18 protein-coding genes and 1 pseudogene are annotated in these 16,435 nt (G+C 61.3%); 14 read left to right on the plus strand and 5 right to left on the minus strand.

Annotation, left to right across the window (positions count from 1 at the left end; genetic code table 11):
* The first annotated feature begins 85 nt into the window (after positions 1-85).
* Together phaC and GIW79_RS04315 are read left to right on the plus strand one after the other, a co-directional pair.
* Positions 86-1,768: a class II poly(R)-hydroxyalkanoic acid synthase gene (phaC, locus tag GIW79_RS04310; protein WP_236452606.1), complete on the plus strand. Its 1,683-nt coding sequence runs from the start codon at positions 86-88 to the stop codon at positions 1,766-1,768.
* Positions 1,769-1,796: 28 nt separating this feature from the next.
* Positions 1,797-2,417: a TetR/AcrR family transcriptional regulator gene (locus tag GIW79_RS04315; RefSeq protein ID WP_054919462.1), complete on the plus strand. Its 621-nt coding sequence runs from the start codon at positions 1,797-1,799 to the stop codon at positions 2,415-2,417.
* 186 nt (positions 2,418-2,603) lie between these two features.
* Here GIW79_RS04315 and GIW79_RS04320 read toward each other — a convergent pair whose 3' ends face one another.
* From GIW79_RS04320 to GIW79_RS04330, 3 genes are all read right to left on the minus strand, one after another.
* On the minus strand, positions 2,604-3,539 hold the full coding sequence (locus GIW79_RS04320) for a phasin family protein (RefSeq protein ID WP_236477358.1): 936 nt from the start codon (positions 3,537-3,539) through the stop codon (positions 2,604-2,606).
* A 12-nt stretch (positions 3,540-3,551) separates the two neighbouring features.
* A complete protein-coding gene (locus GIW79_RS04325) occupies positions 3,552-3,974 on the minus strand; it encodes a phasin family protein (protein WP_236456389.1) in 423 nt (140 codons plus the stop codon).
* Positions 3,975-4,078: 104 nt separating this feature from the next.
* Positions 4,079-4,354: a polyhydroxyalkanoic acid system family protein gene (locus GIW79_RS04330; RefSeq protein WP_034125562.1), complete on the minus strand. Its 276-nt coding sequence runs from the start codon at positions 4,352-4,354 to the stop codon at positions 4,079-4,081.
* Between the two features lie 145 nt (positions 4,355-4,499).
* Here GIW79_RS04330 and ubiE point away from each other — a divergent pair, with 145 nt between their 5' ends.
* From ubiE to GIW79_RS04385, 12 genes and pseudogenes are all read left to right on the plus strand, one after another.
* Complete coding sequence (gene ubiE, locus GIW79_RS04335; protein WP_003171186.1) at positions 4,500-5,270, plus strand: bifunctional demethylmenaquinone methyltransferase/2-methoxy-6-polyprenyl-1,4-benzoquinol methylase UbiE; 771 nt, start codon at positions 4,500-4,502, stop codon at positions 5,268-5,270.
* The gene (locus GIW79_RS04340; protein ID WP_054919467.1) at positions 5,270-5,893 is read left to right on the plus strand and encodes a ubiquinone biosynthesis accessory factor UbiJ; all 624 of its coding nucleotides are present in this window, start codon (positions 5,270-5,272) and stop codon (positions 5,891-5,893) included. Before ubiE ends, GIW79_RS04340 begins: the two co-directional genes overlap by 1 nt.
* Complete coding sequence (gene ubiB / locus GIW79_RS04345) at positions 5,890-7,494, plus strand: ubiquinone biosynthesis regulatory protein kinase UbiB (protein ID WP_236456423.1); 1,605 nt, start codon at positions 5,890-5,892, stop codon at positions 7,492-7,494. The genes GIW79_RS04340 and ubiB overlap by 4 nt, the downstream gene beginning before the upstream one ends.
* 41 nt (positions 7,495-7,535) lie before the next feature.
* On the plus strand, positions 7,536-7,928 hold the full coding sequence (gene hisI, locus GIW79_RS04350; protein ID WP_003187884.1) for a phosphoribosyl-AMP cyclohydrolase: 393 nt from the start codon (positions 7,536-7,538) through the stop codon (positions 7,926-7,928).
* 2 nt (positions 7,929-7,930) lie between these two features.
* On the plus strand, positions 7,931-8,263 hold the full coding sequence (locus GIW79_RS04355; protein ID WP_003187881.1) for a phosphoribosyl-ATP diphosphatase: 333 nt from the start codon (positions 7,931-7,933) through the stop codon (positions 8,261-8,263).
* Between the two features lie 26 nt (positions 8,264-8,289).
* Positions 8,290-8,568: a twin-arginine translocase TatA/TatE family subunit gene (locus GIW79_RS04360; protein ID WP_003187877.1), complete on the plus strand. Its 279-nt coding sequence runs from the start codon at positions 8,290-8,292 to the stop codon at positions 8,566-8,568.
* Positions 8,569-8,578: 10 nt separating this feature from the next.
* Positions 8,579-8,986, plus strand: coding sequence for a Sec-independent protein translocase protein TatB (tatB, locus tag GIW79_RS04365; protein WP_054897529.1), 408 nt, complete (start codon positions 8,579-8,581; stop codon positions 8,984-8,986).
* Positions 8,983-9,774, plus strand: a complete 792-nt coding sequence (gene tatC, locus GIW79_RS04370; RefSeq protein ID WP_034125559.1) for a twin-arginine translocase subunit TatC — start codon at positions 8,983-8,985, stop codon at positions 9,772-9,774. Before tatB ends, tatC begins: the two co-directional genes overlap by 4 nt.
* Positions 9,771-10,478, plus strand: a complete 708-nt coding sequence (locus tag GIW79_RS04375; protein ID WP_054897530.1) for a 16S rRNA (uracil(1498)-N(3))-methyltransferase — start codon at positions 9,771-9,773, stop codon at positions 10,476-10,478. Before tatC ends, GIW79_RS04375 begins: the two co-directional genes overlap by 4 nt.
* A 183-nt stretch (positions 10,479-10,661) precedes the next feature.
* Positions 10,662-11,720, plus strand: a pseudogene (locus GIW79_RS29755) (methyl-accepting chemotaxis protein); the annotation flags it as partial.
* Positions 11,721-11,864: 144 nt separating this feature from the next.
* The gene (locus GIW79_RS29760) at positions 11,865-12,578 is read left to right on the plus strand and encodes a methyl-accepting chemotaxis protein (protein WP_370712509.1); all 714 of its coding nucleotides are present in this window, start codon (positions 11,865-11,867) and stop codon (positions 12,576-12,578) included.
* Positions 12,579-12,713: 135 nt separating this feature from the next.
* Positions 12,714-14,621, plus strand: coding sequence for a methyl-accepting chemotaxis protein (locus GIW79_RS04385; RefSeq protein ID WP_054897531.1), 1,908 nt, complete (start codon positions 12,714-12,716; stop codon positions 14,619-14,621).
* A 109-nt stretch (positions 14,622-14,730) separates the two neighbouring features.
* On the opposite strand, the gene GIW79_RS04390 is transcribed toward GIW79_RS04385, so the two are convergent.
* The gene (locus GIW79_RS04390; RefSeq protein ID WP_034125863.1) at positions 14,731-15,465 is read right to left on the minus strand and encodes an amino acid ABC transporter ATP-binding protein; all 735 of its coding nucleotides are present in this window, start codon (positions 15,463-15,465) and stop codon (positions 14,731-14,733) included.
* Complete coding sequence (locus GIW79_RS04395) at positions 15,458-16,417, minus strand: amino acid ABC transporter permease (RefSeq protein WP_054897532.1); 960 nt, start codon at positions 16,415-16,417, stop codon at positions 15,458-15,460. The genes GIW79_RS04390 and GIW79_RS04395 overlap by 8 nt, the downstream gene beginning before the upstream one ends.
* Positions 16,418-16,435: the final 18 nt, after the last annotated feature.

The raw sequence follows: 16,435 nt of genomic DNA on the forward strand, positions 1-16,435 counted from the left end.
CACACCACCGCGCAACTTGCCAGGAACCGACTATGGTTCTGGATTGGCGTGCCTGCTTGATGACTTGACGAAGGAGTGTTGGCTCATGCGAGAAAGACCCGTGACGAACCCGGCGCCCACCCCCGCTGCGTTCATCAACGCGCAAAATGCGATCACCGGCCTGCGCGGCCGGGACTTGCTGTCAACCCTGCGTACCGTCGCCGCACACGGCCTGCGCAACCCGGTGCACACTGCCCGCCACGCCCTGGCGCTGGGCGGCCAACTGGGCCGTGTGCTGCTGGGTGAAACCGTGCACGAGCCCAACCCCAGAGACAATCGCTTCAGCGACCCCACCTGGAAGCTCAACCCGCTGTACCGACGCAGCTTGCAAGCGTATCTGAGCTGGCAGAAACAGACGCGCCACTGGATCGATGACAGCAACCTCAGTGACGATGATCGCGCCCGCGCGCAGTTCGCCTTCGCCCTACTCAACGATGCTGTCTCCCCTTCCAACACCCTGCTCAACCCGCTGGCGATCAAGGAGCTGCTCAACTCTGGCGGCAACAGCGTGGTGCGCGGCGTGAGCAACTTGTTCGAAGACCTGCTGCACAACAACGGTTTGCCGCGCCAGGTCAGCAAGCACGCCTTTGAAGTGGGCAAGACCGTGGCGACCACGCCCGGTTCGGTGGTGTTTCGCAACGAACTGCTGGAGCTGATCCAGTACAAGCCCATGAGCGAAAAACAATACGCCAAGCCGCTGCTGGTAGTGCCGCCGCAAATCAACAAGTACTACATCTTCGACCTGAGCCCGGCCAACAGCTTTGTGCAATACGCACTGAAAAACGGCCTGCAGACCTTTATGGTCAGCTGGCGCAACCCGGACGTGCGGCATCGCGAATGGGGCCTGTCCACCTACGTGGCGGCGCTGGAAGAAGCGCTCAACGTATGCCGGGCCATCACTGGCGCCCGCGAGGTCAACCTGATGGGCGCCTGCGCCGGCGGCCTGACCATCGCCGCGCTGCAAGGCCACCTGCAAGCCAAGCGCCAGTTGCGGCGCATCTCCAGCGCCAGTTACCTGGTAAGCCTGCTGGACAGCCAGATCGACAGCCCCGCAACATTGTTCGCTGATGAACAAACCCTGGAAGCCGCCAAGCGCCGCTCCTACCAGCAAGGCGTGCTGGATGGCCGCGACATGGCCAAGATATTTGCCTGGATGCGCCCCAACGACCTGATCTGGAATTACTGGATCAATAATTACCTGCTGGGCAAGGAACCGCCGGCGTTCGACATCCTGTACTGGAACAACGACAACACGCGTCTGCCCGCCGCCCTGCACGGCGACCTGCTGGACTTCTTCAAGCACAACCCCCTGAGCCATCCCGGTGGGCTGGAGGTATGCGGCACGCCCATCGACTTGCGCAAGGTCTCGGTGGACAGCTTCAGCGTGGCCGGCATCAATGACCACATCACGCCGTGGGACGCGGTGTACCGCTCCACGCAACTGCTGGGCGGCGAGCGACGCTTTGTGCTCTCCAACAACGGGCATATCCAGAGCATCCTCAACCCACCGGGCAACCCCAAGGCCAACTACGTCGAGAACCTCAAGCTGAGCAGCGACCCGCGCGCCTGGTATTACGACGCCCAGCACGTCGAAGGCAGTTGGTGGCCACAATGGCTGGAGTGGGTACAAAAACGCTCCGGCGTACAACGCGAAACCCTCACCGCCCTGGGCAACCAGAATTACCCACCGATGGAAGCGGCGCCGGGTACTTACGTGCGTGTGCGCTGAGCTCAGCAATCAACTTTAAGAAGACTGGATGAAGACCCGCGACCGTATCCTTGAATGCGCCCTGCAGTTGTTCAACCACAAGGGCGAACCGAACGTATCGACCATGGAGGTGGCCAATGAAATGGGGATCAGCCCCGGCAACCTCTACTATCACTTCCACGGCAAGGAGCCGTTGGTGCTGGGGCTGTTCGAGCGCTTTCAGTGTGAGCTGGCGCCACTGCTGGACCCGCCTGCCGATGCGCAACTGGAAGCTGAGGACTACTGGCTGTTTTTGCACCTGATTGTCGAGCGCATGGCCCACTATCGGTTCCTGTTCCAGGACTTGTCGAACCTGGCGGGGCGCTTGCCCAAGCTGGCCAAGGGGATCCGTCACCTGCTCACGGCGCTCAAGCGCACCTTGGCGTCATTGCTTGCGCGGCTGAAGGCGGCAGGGCAACTGGTTAGCGATACCCAGGCGTTGGGGCAACTGGTGGAGCAGATCACCCTGACATTGCTGTTTTCGTTGGATTATCAACGGATTCTGGACCGTGAAGGTGAGGTACGGGTGGTGGTGTACCAGATCATGATGCTGGTGGCGCCGCATCTGCTGCCAACGGCGCGGCAGGCGACCGAGCGGTTCGCCTTGAAGTACCTGGATGACACCGATTAAACATGTAGGAGCGAGCTTGCTCGCGAAAAACGTCAACGATAACGAGTGCCTCCTGAATAAACGCGGCGTCTTTGAGTTTTTCGCGAGCAAGCTCGCTCCTACAAAATGGGGAATGCGGCGTTTTTGAGGCTTGCATAAAAAACGCCCAATCTTCGCAGACCGGGCGTTTTATGTGTCCCGTAAAAATCAGGACTGACTGGATGGCGTCGGGGTAACCGGCGTTGCAGTCGGGGTAGCAGCCGCATGCGTCGGCGCGGACACCGAATTGGCGGTAGAAGCAGCCGGTGCTGGTGCCGTGGCTGGCTTGGCCGCCGCGGCAGGCTTTGCGGCTGCCGGTTTTTTCGCTACCGCAGGCTTTTTGGCCGCTGCAGGCTTGGCAGCTGGTTTCGCAGCGGCGGGCTTGGCAGCAGGTTTAGCGGCAGCGGTTTTAGCCGCAGGTTTGGCAGCCGGTTTAGCCGCAGGTTTCGCGGCGGCTTTAGCGGCCACTGGCTTAGCGGCAGGCTTGGTAGCCGGTTTGGCGGCAGCAGTTTTAGCCGCTGGCTTGGCCGCAGGTTTCGCCGCGGCTTTGGCCGGCGCTTTGGCAGCGGGTTTGGCAGCTGGCTTGGCGGCGGCTTTAACCAGAGGCTTGGCGGCAGTTTTGGCGGTGGGTTTTGCAGCGGCGGTTTTAGCCGCAGGTTTGGCCGCCGGTTTTGCTGCAGGCTTGGCCGCGGCGGTCTTGGCGGGAGCCGCTTTGGCGCCGGTGAGCTTTTCGATTTGCTTGGTCAAGGTATCAACCTTGCTATGCAGCGCCTTCAACTCAGCCTTGCTCGGTACGCCCAGTCGCGAAATAGCACTGTTGAGGCGCTTGTCGAACGTTTCTTCCAACTTGCCCCAGGTATCCGAAATACTCGATTTGGCGGAACCCGCACTCGCCTTGGCAGCGTCGACTTTTTTACCGACCGTGCTCTTGGTCAACTTCTCGGCCTTCTCGCCGTCTTTGACCAAGGTCTCGAAGAGTTTGCTGCCGTCACTGTCGATCTTCGAGTACACGCCTAAACCAGCGAGCCAGATTTTGCGGGAATATTCTTCAACTTTCCCGACCCACGAGCTGCCTTCTTTCTGAGTAGTCTTTTTAACAGCCATCCCGATGTCTCCTTAGTGTTTACGCGCGACACGTTCGAGCAATGCCGTCAGCTCTTCGAGCTTAGCAGAGAGTGTCTCCACGTCATGTTTAGACGCAATGCCGATCCGATTCAAGGCACTGCCGACACGAGTATCAAAAGCTTTTTCAACTTTATCCAGTTGAACTTCGACCAGGCCTTTGACGCCGGAGACGTTACTCTTTACTTGGTCAATCTGACTGTTGGCGGCATCAAGTTGTTCAACTACAACTTTTTTACCTTTACTTTCAACACGTTGACCGCTTCTAACGAGTTCCTTGAAGTACTCGCCGCCTTCGCTGCCGACCTTGGCATAGGCGCCAAGACCCGCCAGCCAGATCTTGCGGGCGTAGCTTTTAACATCACTCAGGGGGGTGGTCTGAACGTCGATTTTTTTCTTCAAAATAACTTTGGCCATGGTGCACCTCACACAGAATTGGGTGGCGGACGGCCCGCAAGAGTTGAGGGCTTGGGCACAAAGTAAGGTTTAAAATTAGAATCGGCACCCTAAGCACAGCCGTATCAAGCCAGGGCCTTATCCAGGGCCTTTTCGATTTCGGACTTGATCGTGCCACTCATGGCCGACATCAGCAGGCCAAGTTCCACATCAATGCGCAGCGAATCATCGGCCACCAATACCGTGCCTTTTACCCCGGAGCGCTTGAGCTTCAGGGTGTCGCCAGCCCACGAAGACTCCACCCCATATTTATCCTCGAGTTTGCGCGCCAATTGCTCCGCCTTGGCCCGCGCCTGTTCTTTTCCCAGGGTATGTTCACGCTCAACGGTAATACGGGCCATTGCAATGACTCCTCTTTATAACGACTCAGAACACCCGCCATGCGGCAAAAGGTCTCGATGAGCGTCTATCTTACCTGCAGCCTTGCCAAGACAAAGCAGGCCTTGGGGATTATCATGTCCCGCATTCTCTTTTGGTGACAGCGATATGACTGATCAGCGCAAAGGCAGCGATGCCGAACCCACCACTCACTTCGGCTTCAAGAACGTCCCGGAAAGCCAAAAGGCGGAAAAAGTCGCTGAGGTGTTCCACTCCGTGGCAGCCAAGTACGACCTGATGAACGACGTGCTCTCCGGCGGCATGCACCGCCTGTGGAAGCGCTTCACCATCGAGTTGTCGGGCGTACGCACCGGCAACCGGGTGCTGGACATCGCCGGTGGCACAGGCGACCTGGCGGCCAAGTTCTCCAAGCTGGTTGGCCCCACCGGCCAGGTGGTATTGGCCGATATCAACGGCTCGATGCTCAAGGTTGGCCGCGACCGACTGCTCGACAAAGGCGTGGCCGGCAATATCGAGTTCGTCCAGGCCGATGCCGAGAAGCTGCCGTTCCCCGACAACCATTTCGACTGCGTGACCATCGCGTTCGGCCTGCGTAACGTGACTCACAAGGAAGACGCGATCCGCTCGATGCTGCGCGTACTCAAGCCGGGTGGCCGCCTGCTGGTGCTGGAATTCTCCAAGCCGACCAACGCGCTGATGTCCAAGGTCTACGACACCTATTCGTTCGCCTTCATGCCACTGATGGGCAAGCTGATCACCAACGACGCCGAGAGCTACCGCTACCTGGCCGAGTCGATCCGCATGCACCCGGACCAGGAAACCCTGAAGTCGATGATGGTGGAGGCCGGTTTCGACCGCGTGACCTACCACAACATGACGTCCGGCATCGTTGCCCTACACCGCGGCATCAAGCCCTGATGCTGCTGCAAGGTCTTCTCGCCAGCGTTGAGCACGGTATCAACCGTGTACTGCGCCTGGACAGCACCGCCCTGGCGCGGCTCGCGCACCTGACCGGCAAAGTCATTGCCGTTGATTGCCGCAGCCCCGCCGTGCAGCTGTTTATCCTGCCCAGCGATGAAGGCCTGCTGCTCGCCACCCAATGGGCCGCTGAAGCCGACTGCACCCTGCGTGCACCAGCCTCAAGCCTGTTGCACCTGGCACTGAGCCGCAACAAGACCGCCATCCTCCACAGCCCCGAGGTGGAGCTGGAAGGCGACAGTGCGGTGCTGATGGACTTGGCCGCCGTGCTGCAAGACCTGGAGCTGGACTGGGAATATGAACTGTCGCGCTGGATCGGCCCCGTCGCCACCCAGTTGATCAGCGGGCACCTGCGCAGCCGCTCGCGCTGGTACCAGCAAGGGTTCGCCAGCCTCAACCAGAACCTTGCCGAATACCTGAGCGAAGAATCGCGCACCCTGGTCGGGCAACGGGAAGCGCAAGCGCGCTTTCGCGAGCTCGACAAGGCCAAAATCGACCTGGAACGCCTCGAGGCCCGCTTCGAGCGCTTGAGCCGTTCCCTTGATCCAAGCGATAACGCATGAAGCTGCTCGCCGTCCGCCGTTTGTTTCGTATCCAGCGCGTCGTAATCCGCTACCGTCTTGATGACCTGCTGTTTGCCCTGCCCTTGCCGTGGTTCCTGCTAGCGGTGCGTTATGTGCTGCCGTGGCGCTGGTTGCCCCGCAAGCCGTCGCCGTTGAGCCGTGGCGCCAGCCTGCGCTTGGCGTTGCAGGATTTGGGGCCTATCTTCATCAAGTTCGGGCAGATCCTCTCCACCCGCCGCGACCTGTTGCCCGAAGACATCGCCGACGAGCTGATGCTGCTGCAGGACCGCGTGCCGCCGTTCGATTCGCAGCAGTCGATGGCGCTGATCGAAGAACAGCTGGGCCAGAAGATCAGCGAGGTGTTCAGCCGCTTCGACGTCGAGCCCCTGGCCTCGGCCTCGGTCGCGCAGGTTCACGCCGCGCAGCTCAAGACCGGCGAAGAAGTGGTGGTGAAAGTCATTCGCCCAGGCCTCAAGCCGATCATCGGCCAGGACCTGGCATGGCTGTTTATCCTCGCCCGCGCCGCCGAACGCTTCTCCGCCGATGCGCGCCTGCTGCACCCGGTGGACGTGGTCGCCGACTACGAAAAAACCATCTACGACGAACTCGACCTGCTGCGCGAAGCGGCCAATGCCAGCCAATTGCGACGCAACTTCGAAGGCTCGCAACTGCTGTATGTGCCGCAGGTGTATTGGGACTGGTGCCGGCCAAAAGTGCTGGTGATGGAGCGCATCTACGGCGTGCAGGTTACCGACCTCGCGACCCTGGCCGACCAGCGCACCGACATGAAGATGTTGGCAGAACGCGGTGTGGAGATTTTCTTCACCCAAGTGTTCCGCGACAGTTTCTTCCACGCCGACATGCACCCGGGCAACATCTTCGTCAGCACCGTCAACCCGTGGAGCCCGCAGTACATCGCCATCGACTGCGGTATCGTCGGCAGCCTCACCCCGGAAGACCAGGATTACCTGGCGCGCAACCTGTTTGCCTTCTTCAAGCGCGACTATCGCCGTGTGGCGCAGTTGCACATTGATTCGGGTTGGGTGCCAGCGGAAACCAAACTCAACGAATTCGAAGCGGCGATCCGCACCGTGTGCGAGCCGATCTTCGAAAAACCGTTAAAGGATATTTCGTTCGGCCAAGTGCTGATGCGCCTGTTCCAGACCGCGCGGCGCTTCAATATGGAAGTGCAGCCGCAACTGGTGCTGTTGCAGAAGACCCTGCTGAACATCGAAGGCCTGGGCCGCCAGCTCTACCCGGACCTCGACTTGTGGAACACTGCGCAACCCTTCCTGGAACGCTGGATGCGCGAGCGCATGAGCCCGAAAACCATGCTGGGCAACCTGCACAGCCAGTTCGAGCAACTGCCGCACCTGGCCAACATGACCCGCGACCTGCTGGAGCGCATGTCCCAGCCCCATGCCAAGGACCCTGAGCCACCGTGGCGCAAGCGCAAGGACGACTGGTTCCTGCGCCTACTCGGCGCCGCGCACCTGGTGGGCGGCGTGATGCTGGCGATTGGTGGGCCATTGAACCCACTAGGCCACTGGCCAGCGGGCATCATGGTCGCCGTGGGCGTTTATCTGATCGTGCGTCGATAGCCCATCCGGTTATACACTGTCGCAAATTGCCGGAGCCGAACATGAAAGACTGGCTGGATGAGATCAAATGGGACAGTGACGGCCTGGTGCCGGCCATTGCCCAGGACTACAAGACCGGGCGCGTGCTGATGATGGCCTGGATGAACCGCGAGGCCCTGAGCCTCACCGCCGCCGAGCAGCGCGCCATCTACTGGTCACGTTCACGTGGCAAACTGTGGCGCAAGGGCGAAGAGTCCGGGCACGTGCAGACCCTGCACGAGCTGCGCCTGGACTGCGATGCCGACGTGGTAATCCTCAAGGTCGAGCAGATCGGCGGCATTGCCTGCCACACTGGCCGCCACAGTTGCTTCTATCGCGTGTTCGAGAATGGCGAATGGAAGGTTGTGGAGCCGGTGCTCAAAGACCCGCACGCCATCTACCCAGCAGGACACTGAACATGAGCGATACCCTGAACCGTGTGGCCCAGGTGCTGGAAGACCGCAAAGGCGCGGATGCCGACAGCTCCTACGTCGCCAGCCTGTACCACAAGGGCCTGAACAAGATTCTGGAAAAACTCGGCGAAGAATCCGTCGAGACCATCATTGCGGCCAAGGACGCGCAAATCAGCGGTGATTACAGCGATGTAATCTATGAGACCGCAGACTTGTGGTTCCATAGCCTGGTGATGCTCGCCCAACTGGGGCAGCACCCACAGGCCGTGCTGGATGAACTGGACCGTCGCTTCGGCTTGTCCGGGCACGCCGAGAAGGCCTCGCGCCCGTCCGCCTGAATAACTGAGACTTGAGGATTTGAAGCATGGGCATTTTTGACTGGAAACACTGGATCGTCATTCTGGTGGTAGTGGTATTGGTGTTCGGCACCAAGAAGCTCAAGAACCTGGGCACCGATGTGGGCGAGTCGATCAAGGGCTTTCGCAAAGCCATGAACGATGATGAAAAGCCGGCCGAGCCAAGCGCCAATCCGGTGCCACCGGCCCAGCCTGTTCACCCGCAGGCCACCCAGCCGATCACCGAGCGCCGTACCTTCGACGTGCAGGCTGAAAAGGTCCAAGAGCCGACCCGCAAAGACTCGTGAGCACTGACTAATGTTTGGTATCAGCTTCTCTGAACTGCTGCTCGTCGGCCTGGTGGCCCTGCTGGTACTGGGGCCGGAACGCCTGCCCGGTGCCGCACGCACCGCCGGCTTGTGGATCGGGCGCCTCAAGCGCAGTTTCAACGCGATCAAACAGGAAGTTGAACGGGAAATCGGTGCCGACGAAATCCGTCGGCAATTGCACAACGAGCACATCCTCTCGTTGGAGCAGGAAGCCCGCAAGATTCTTTCCCCGGTGCAAGAGCCGGCCAAGCCGGTAACGCCGGTGGCCGAGCACAGCATCGCGCCAGCCCCTGTGGCCGACGCCACACCGGCAGCGCCCGCCCCACCGACGCCTGCGCCGACGCCCGTCGCGTCGCCCGCGCCCCATGACCCTACATTGCCGCCGCGAGCCCCATGAGCGCTGATAAACCGGAAAACGACCAGCACATGCCGCTGGTCTCGCACCTCACCGAGTTGCGAACCCGCCTGCTGCGTTGCGTGGCGGCGATCTTCATCATCTTTGCCGGGCTGTTCGCCTTTACCCAGCAGATCTACACCTTCGTCTCGACGCCCCTGCGCCAGTACCTGCCGGCCGGCGCGACGATGATCGCCACCGATGTGTCGTCGCCGTTCCTGACCCCCTTGAAGCTGACCATGATGGTCTCACTGTTCCTGGCGATCCCGGTGATCCTGCATCAGATCTGGGGCTTTATCGCGCCGGGCCTGTACAAGCACGAGAAGCGCATCGCTGTGCCATTGCTGGTGTCGAGCATCTTGCTCTTCTACACCGGCATGGCCTTCGCCTACTTCCTGGTGTTCCCGCTGATCTTCAAGTTCTTCGCTGCCGCCACCCCGGCCGGCGTGGAGATGATGACCGATATCACCAGCTACCTCGATTTCGTGATGACGCTGTTCTTCGCCTTTGGCGTGGCATTCGAAATTCCGGTAGCGGTAGTGTTGCTGGTGTGGATCGGCGTGGTCGACGTCAAGTACCTGAAAAAGATCCGCCCGTACGTGATCATCGGCTGCTTCGTGGTCGGCATGATCCTCACGCCACCGGACATCTTCTCCCAGACCTTGCTGGCCGTGCCGATGTGGATGCTGTTCGAAGTGGGCATCCTGTTCAGCGGCCTGATCAGCAAGCGTGGCGAACACCCGGATGACGCGCCTGCCGACGACGACCAACCGCCAGCGACCCAGCCGTGAACCTGCTGCTGCTCGAAGAGGCCGACTTTATCGCGGCCGACCGCGTAGTGCTGCGTGATCGTCGCCTGGTGCATATGCAGGAGGTTCACCGCGCCGCCGTCGGTGACACCCTGCGTGTGGGCCGCATTGGCGGGCTGATGGGCAATGCCCAACTGCTGCGCCTGGAAGCCACTGAAGCCGAACTGCAAGTGAGCTTCGACCAACCGCCACCGAGCAAACTACCCCTGACCTTGCTGCTGGCCCTGCCCCGCCCGAAGATGCTGCGCCGGGTGCTGCAAACCGTGGCGGCCATGGGCGTGCCCAAGGTGGTACTGGTCAACAGCTACCGCGTGGAAAAAAGCTTCTGGCAAACCCCGTTCCTGGAGCCGGAAGCGGTGCGCGAGCAACTGATTCTCGGCCTGGAACAAGCGCGGGACACGGTGCTGCCCGAGATCATTATCGAGAAACGCTTCAAGCCGTTTGTGGAAGATCGTCTGCCGGCCATGGCGGCTGGCACCTTGGGCCTGATCGGCCATCCGGGCGATTACCCGGCCTGCCCCCGAGCCCTCGAGGAACCGGTGACCCTCGCGATCGGCCCGGAAGGCGGCTGGATTCCCTATGAAGTGGACCTGCTGGCCAAGGCTGGTTTACAGCCGGTGCAACTGGGTGCACGTATTTTACGCGTCGAAACCGCCGTAACGGCCCTGCTCGCCCGTCTGTTCTAACCCCCGACTGATCGTTCCCATGCTCTGCGTGGGAATGCCGCTCAGGACGCTCTGCGTCCGCCCTTGTGACGCAGAGCGTCACGCCATTCATTCCCACGCAGAGCGTGGGAACGATCAAGTATCCCCGTGCGTTGCCGATAGCCTTTGAATAAGTCCAAGCCTTGTTCCAGGGGAGTTCGCAGCATGTATCGTTGGTTAGCCGAGAAGTTGGGGAATGTAAGCGTCAACCGCAAGCTGAGCGTGGGCTTTGGCCTGGTGTTGCTCCTGACGCTGTTGATCACCTTTACCGGCTGGACCGGCCTGGGGGATGTGATCAGTCGCGGCGACAAGCTGGGCTTCATTTCCAGCCTCAATGGCCTGACCAAAGACCTGCGCCTGGCACGCCTGGACTTCGATATGCGCCGTGGCGAGCAAGGCACGGACAAGGTCGACGGCCTGCTCGCCCACCTCGACAGCGGCCTGAAGACCGCCGCCGAGCTGATCGAGCAACCTGACGACAAAGCCCTGGTCGAGCAACAGCAGGAAGCCTTGAACCAATACAAAAAGGCCTTCGCCGCCATGGTCCAGGCGGGCCTCAAACGTGAGGGCGCCCGCAGCAAGCTCGGAGACACCGCCGACAATGCCGTCGCCAAGATCAACGAAATCGAAAAAGCCCTGCTGCAAGGTGACAGCGTCGCCCAGTTCAACAGCGTGGTCGAGCAGAGCAAGCTGATCCAGCAATCGCGCTTCCAGGTACGCGGCTACACCTACAGCGGCAAGGTCGAAGCCGAGCAACCGGCCCTGGATGCCATCGACAACGCCCTGAAAAAAATCACCGAACTGCAAGGCCAGTTGCCTGCGCAATACCAGGCCAACCTGCAAGAAGCCGGGGCTTCACTGCAAGCCTACCGCGCCGCCGTCAGCCAGTATCGCGATTCCCAGGTCGCCAGCGCAGCAGCGCTGAAAACCATGATCGCCCAGGGCGACATCCTGCTGGGCCACAGTGAAAAACTCACCGTCTCCCAGACCGCCGTGCGTGACGCAGATGCCGCGCAGGCCAAATACCTGTTGCTGCTTGCCACCGTACTGGCGCTGATCGTCGGCGTCTTCGCGGCCTGGGCCATCACCCGCCAGATCGTCATCCCCCTGAACCAGACCCTCGAAGTCGCCGAGCGTGTGGCCTCCGGCGATCTGAGCCACAACCTGGAATCGGGCCGCCAGGACGAACTGGGCCAATTGCAGCGTGCCATGCAAAGCATGACCGTGGGCCTGCGCGAGTTGATCGGCGGGATCAGCGACGGGGTCACCCAGATCGCCAGCGCCGCTGAGCAGTTGTCAGCCGTGACCGAACAAACCAGCGCCGGGGTCAACAGCCAGAAGGTCGAGACCGACCAGGTGGCCACCGCCATGAACGAGATGGCGGCCACCGTGCAGGAAGTGGCGCGCAACGCCGAAGAGGCCTCGGAAGCCGCCGTGGCTGCCGACCAGCAAGCCCGTGAAGGCGACCAGGTGGTGGGTGAAGCCATCGCCCAGATCGAGCGCTTGGCCACCGAAGTGGGTAATTCCACGGTGGCCATGGGTGAACTCAAGCGCGAAAGCGACAAGATCGGCAGTGTGCTCGACGTGATCAAATCCGTGGCCCAGCAAACCAACCTGCTGGCCCTTAACGCCGCCATTGAGGCGGCGCGTGCCGGTGAGGCCGGGCGCGGCTTTGCCGTGGTGGCCGACGAGGTGCGCAGCCTGGCCCAGCGCACGCAGAAGTCCACTGAAGAGATCGAAGAGCTGATCGTCGGCCTGCAAAGTGGTACCCAGCAGGTGGCAACCATCATGGACAACAGCCGCGGGCTGACCGAGAGCAGTGTTGAGCTGACGCGCCGGGCCGGCCACGCGCTGGGCAATATCACCCGTACCGTCTCGACCATCCAGGCCATGAACTCACAGATCGCCACCGCCGCCGAGCAGCAAAGCGCCGTGGCTGAAGAGATCAACCGCAGCGTGCTGAATGTGCGCGACATCTCCGAGCAAACCTCGTCGGCCAGCGAAGAAACTGCGTCCTCCAGTGCCGAACTGGCGCGCCTGGGGATCTACCTGCAGACCCTCGTCGGGCGCTTCCGAGTCTGAATTACCCTACACGGCGGCTTACCAAAGCCGCCGCAACTTGTGAAATCTCCTACACAGTTATCAGCCCTCCACGGTCCCGAATCGAATTAGCGTTTCATGTGTCGCGAAACGCTTTCTCTGATTCGGAGGTTCACCATGTTTCTTCGGCTGACCCGCGTGCTGGTCAATGCCAGCGTCCGCCTCAAGCTAGCCCTGGGTTTTGGCCAAGTGCTGATCCTCAGTTTCCTGATCGCAGCCACGGGCTGGCAAGCCTTGAGCGCCGTGCTTTACCGATCCGACAGCCTGACGGTCCTGGGCCATCTGGCTGTCGAAGCCGAGGCCATGCGCGCCGACCGCATCGTGTACCGCACGCTGATGGACAGCAACAGCCTGGACAAGATGAACCAAAGGATTGAACAGATCGACCAGTATCTGACCGGCCTTTCGAGCCGCTTGCGAGCCGCCACCGACCGACAATGGCTGGAAGAAGCGGCTCTGTTGGTGTCGGGCTCGAAAGCCGCGCTCGTACAGTTGCCACCGTTGCTGGCCGCGCGCGAGCAGATCCGTCCGGCGCTCAAGAAGTCCGCCCTGCAGGCCAGTGACACCCTCGCTCAACTGGCCAGTGACTTGCCCGATCAAAATGACGAGAAGGCCCTCGACGCCATCGAGAACCTGCGCCAGGCCATGGAGCAAGCCGAAGATCGGGCGCAGAGCCCCGCCTGGGCGGCCGTTACCTTAAAGGCCTACGCCAATGCGTTCGACCAGTCGCTTGATGAACTGCAGGCCGCGCTGGCTTCCGTCACCGCGCTCCCGGTGGACTCGACGCTGCTCAAGACCGATTTGGCCAACTACCGTGAACAACTGCTAAAGCTCGAGCAAGCCCAACTCGATACCGAAACCGTGCAAAACAGCCTCGAACAGCAACTCAACGAGCTGCGGGACAAGAGCAATCTGCTGAGCCAGAGCCAGAATGCCAGGCGCAACAACGAGGCGGACCAAACCCGTGCGTTGCTGATCAGCGTGACAGTGGCCGCCCTGGCACTGGGCACGCTGGCCGCCTGGTGGATCGCCCGGCAGATTGCGGCGCCACTGCGAGAAATTCTCGGCGCCGCCCACCGTGTTGCCGAGGGCGACCTCAGCCATGACATGGCGGTCGACCGTCGCGACGAACTCGGCCAGTTGCAGCAAAGCATCGGGCAAATGACCCGCAGCCTGCGTAGCCTGATCAGCAGTATCGGTGACAGCGCCCGGCAGATCGCCGGAGCGGCCACGCAGTTATCCACCGTCACCGAGCAGACCCGCAGCGGGCTCAACGAGCAGAAAGATGAAACCGACCAGGTGGCGACGGCAATGAATGAAATGCTCGCCACTGCCCAGGAAGTGGCGCGCCACGCCGAACGCGCCTCGGTGGCGGCCCAAGAAGCCGACCATCAGGCCGGCGCCGGTGAGCAGGTGGTCACCCAGGCCGTGGAGCAGATTGGCAACCTGGCCAGTGAAATGGCGCTGTCAGGCCGTGCGATGCTCGCGCTGCAACAGGAGAGCCAGAAGATCGCCAGTGTGCTGGACGTGATCAAGTCTGTTTCTCAGCAGACCAACCTGCTGGCCCTGAACGCCGCCATTGAAGCGGCACGTGCGGGCACTGCCGGCCAAGGCTTTGCGGTGGTCGCCGACGAAGTGCGCAGCCTGGCCCAACGCACTCAGGAATCGGCCGAGGAGATCGAAGGGCTGATCCTCGGCCTGCACAATGGCACTCAGCAGGTGGCAGACATCATGGACAGCAGCCGCAACCTGACCGACAACAGCGTCGCCCTGACCCGCGACGCCGGCGACGCTCTGAGCGCCATTGCCCGCACGGTGTCGATCATCCAGGAAATGAACCCGCAGATCGCCGCCGCAGCGGAACAGCAAAGCGCTGTGGCCGAGGAGATCAACCGCAGTGTGTTGAAGGTGCGGGACGTGTCGGAACAAACCGCCGCCGCCAGCGAGGAAACGGCGGCCGCGAGTGTTCAGTTGACAAGGTTGAGCCTGGACTTGCAGACGCTGGTCGACAAATTCAAGCTTTGACCTGTGGCGAGGGAGCTTGCTCCCGCTGGGCTGCGCAGCGGCCCCAAAATCTTGGGAGCGCTTCGCACTCCAGCGCGAGCAAGCTCGCTCGCCACAGAGGCAAATATTTCTACAGGACTTGGCGCAGGAAGGCCTGGGCACGCGGGTCTTTTGGCGCATTGAAGAACTCGGCCGGGGCGGCGTCTTCCAGCAGTTTGCCGTGATCGAAAAACAACACCCGGTCTGCCACTTCCCGGGCAAAGCCCATCTCGTGGGTGACGCACACCATGGTCATGCCTTCCAGGGCCAGGGTCTTCATCACGTCGAGCACTTCACCGACCATTTCCGGGTCGAGGGCCGAGGTGGGCTCGTCAAACAGCATCACCTTGGGCTCCATGGCCAGGGCTCGGGCAATGGCGACTCGCTGCTGCTGGCCGCCTGACAGGCGCGATGGAAACTCGTGGGCCTTCTGCGCAATACCGACCTTTTCCAAGAGCGCCAGGGCCTTGGCCTCGCGCTCTTGCTTGCCGCGCTTGCGCACGACCTTTTGCGCCAGGCACAGGTTTTCCAGCACGGTCATGTGGGGGAACAGGTTGAAGTGCTGGAACACCATGCCGACTTCACGGCGGTAGGCATTCACGTCGGTCTTAGGGTCGGCCAGTTGCAGGCCGTCGATGCTCACCGAACCCGAATCGAACGCCTCCAACCCATTCAGGCAGCGCAAGAAGGTGGACTTGCCGGACCCCGAAGGACCGATCACCACCAGCACCTCGCCCTTGGCCACTTGGGTGGTGACGTGATCCACCGCGCGCACCAGCTGCCCACGGGTATCGAAGACTTTTACCAGATCGCGTACTTCAATCACTTTGGGCAAGCCTCCGCTCAAGCCGGCTGGCCATCTTCGACAGCGGCAGGTTGATCAGCAGGTACAAGCCCGCCACACAAAACAGGATTTCAAACGGCGAGAACGAGGTGGTGATCACTTCGCGGCCGCTCTTGAGCAACTCGGTAATCGCGATCACCGACACCAGGGACGTGTCCTTGACCAGGCTGATAAATTGCCCGGCCAGGGGCGGCAGCACACGCTTGAAGGCCTGCGGCAGTACCACGTGGCGCATCGACTGGCTGGCACTCAAGCCCAGTGAGCGCGCCGCTTCATCCTGGCCACGGGTGATGGACTGCACGCCGGCGCGCACGATTTCTGCCACGTAGGCACCCGTGAACAACGACAGCGCGGCAATCCCGGCAAACTCCCGGGACAGGTTGAGCACCGTGCCGATAAAGAAATAGAAAATGAAGATCTGCACCAGCAGCGGCGTGCCCCGCACCAGCTCGACATAGATTGTCGACAGATCGCGCAAGGTGGGATTTTTCGACAGCCGGCACAGCCCGGTCGCCAAGCCAATCGCCAAACCCAGGATGCCGGACACCACCGACAGCCACAGTGTGGTCCACAAGCCCCACATCAACGGCCCCAGTGCCCATTGCCGAGTCACGCCGACCACGTCGCCTTCAGCTACATCGTCACCGCGCGCCACTTGCAGGCTGTTATCGGCGACTGTGAGCTTTTGCTCCACTCCGGCGTCGTTGCGCAGGGTGACTTCGGCCGTATCGCCTTTGCGCACCAACTCGACCACGGTGGAAATATCCGCGGCGCGCTGGGAGGTCTCGGCTTGATAGGCGAAGTATTGGGGGACGCGGTTCCAGCGCCATTCGTAGGACATCAACGACGTGGCGTAGTACAAGGCACCCGCCAGGCCGACCAGCACCACCACCGTCAGCAGGTGCCAGGGCCATTGGGCTTTTTTATGTTTCATTTCACTTTCCGCATAGGT

It is taken from the genome of Pseudomonas sp. PA-7-1E (assembly GCF_021605325.1).
GTDB lineage: Bacteria > Pseudomonadota > Gammaproteobacteria > Pseudomonadales > Pseudomonadaceae > Aquipseudomonas > Aquipseudomonas fluorescens_BV.

What these genes read in the sequence shown, in the direction of transcription:
- phaC (WP_236452606.1), top strand. Translation starts at nt 86, where the DNA reads ATGCGAGAAAGACCCGTGACGAACCCGGCGCCCACCCCCGCTGCGTTC.
- GIW79_RS04315 (WP_054919462.1), top strand. Translation starts at nt 1,797, where the DNA reads ATGAAGACCCGCGACCGTATCCTTGAATGCGCCCTGCAGTTGTTCAAC.
- GIW79_RS04320 (WP_236477358.1), bottom strand. Translation starts at nt 3,539, where the DNA reads ATGGCTGTTAAAAAGACTACTCAGAAAGAAGGCAGCTCGTGGGTCGGG.
- GIW79_RS04325 (WP_236456389.1), bottom strand. Translation starts at nt 3,974, where the DNA reads ATGGCCAAAGTTATTTTGAAGAAAAAAATCGACGTTCAGACCACCCCC.
- GIW79_RS04330 (WP_034125562.1), bottom strand. Translation starts at nt 4,354, where the DNA reads ATGGCCCGTATTACCGTTGAGCGTGAACATACCCTGGGAAAAGAACAG.
- ubiE (WP_003171186.1), top strand. Translation starts at nt 4,500, where the DNA reads ATGACTGATCAGCGCAAAGGCAGCGATGCCGAACCCACCACTCACTTC.
- GIW79_RS04340 (WP_054919467.1), top strand. Translation starts at nt 5,270, where the DNA reads ATGCTGCTGCAAGGTCTTCTCGCCAGCGTTGAGCACGGTATCAACCGT.
- ubiB (WP_236456423.1), top strand. Translation starts at nt 5,890, where the DNA reads ATGAAGCTGCTCGCCGTCCGCCGTTTGTTTCGTATCCAGCGCGTCGTA.
- hisI (WP_003187884.1), top strand. Translation starts at nt 7,536, where the DNA reads ATGAAAGACTGGCTGGATGAGATCAAATGGGACAGTGACGGCCTGGTG.
- GIW79_RS04355 (WP_003187881.1), top strand. Translation starts at nt 7,931, where the DNA reads ATGAGCGATACCCTGAACCGTGTGGCCCAGGTGCTGGAAGACCGCAAA.
- GIW79_RS04360 (WP_003187877.1), top strand. Translation starts at nt 8,290, where the DNA reads ATGGGCATTTTTGACTGGAAACACTGGATCGTCATTCTGGTGGTAGTG.
- tatB (WP_054897529.1), top strand. Translation starts at nt 8,579, where the DNA reads ATGTTTGGTATCAGCTTCTCTGAACTGCTGCTCGTCGGCCTGGTGGCC.
- tatC (WP_034125559.1), top strand. Translation starts at nt 8,983, where the DNA reads ATGAGCGCTGATAAACCGGAAAACGACCAGCACATGCCGCTGGTCTCG.
- GIW79_RS29760 (WP_370712509.1), top strand. Translation starts at nt 11,865, where the DNA reads ATGAACGAGATGGCGGCCACCGTGCAGGAAGTGGCGCGCAACGCCGAA.
- GIW79_RS04385 (WP_054897531.1), top strand. Translation starts at nt 12,714, where the DNA reads ATGTTTCTTCGGCTGACCCGCGTGCTGGTCAATGCCAGCGTCCGCCTC.
- GIW79_RS04395 (WP_054897532.1), bottom strand. Translation starts at nt 16,417, where the DNA reads ATGAAACATAAAAAAGCCCAATGGCCCTGGCACCTGCTGACGGTGGTG.